Source organism: Paenibacillus sp. 01T422 (genome assembly GCF_056398785.1).
This window is the reverse complement of sequence record NZ_JBFTQB010001581.1, coordinates 1-542: the sequence shown is the minus strand read 5'-3', so window position 1 is coordinate 542 and position 542 is coordinate 1. Positions and strand designations below refer to the sequence as shown.

General features: G+C 36.2%; 2 protein-coding genes. Both read left to right on the top strand.

Features of this window, described 5'->3' with window-relative positions; all coding sequences use genetic code 11:
• A partial coding sequence (locus tag AC1DUA_RS40295) for a hypothetical protein (RefSeq protein ID WP_477504971.1) occupies positions 1-289 on the top strand: 289 nt, incomplete at its 5' end.
• Positions 276-542 (top strand): Ger(x)C family spore germination protein (locus AC1DUA_RS40290; protein WP_477504970.1); only part of this gene is annotated, 267 nt, incomplete at its 3' end. The genes AC1DUA_RS40295 and AC1DUA_RS40290, both read left to right, overlap by 14 nt.

The following is a 542-nucleotide window of genomic DNA, read 5'->3' as shown; positions in this document are numbered from 1 at the left end:
GTCATTGGTTGGGTTCACAGTTATATTAAATGCCGTTCTACTATGGATGATCGGTCAAATCACACAGAAATTATTCAATTGGAAGAGAGGCAAAGCTTCTTATTGGATTAGCGCCTTTTCAATGCTCACATTAATATTCGCCTTATCTATTCCGAATCTGGACTGGATAGAAAAAACTGCTTTATGGGGAGCAGGTGCTAATGTTTTTTCGATAGTTATTCTTCCATTTACCATTTTAATTTATGGTGTTTTTGCTGGTAAGCGGGGGTTGGCATATGAAAAAAAATAGGCATTTTTTATCTGTTATCGTTTTTATGTCGTTGATTCTTCTCAGCGGGTGTTGGGATATTAAAGAAATAGATAAACGTGACATTCCTTTAATCATTGGGATTCGCAAGGAAAACGAAGACCAATATAAAGTGACATTGTATATTCCGGTTACGGAAAAAGGCAGCAAATTATCAAGAACCGTAACCCAAAAAGGTGCAAACGTTTCAAGCATTTTGGAACAATTAAAAACAAATACAGAGGATGCCTTGTAC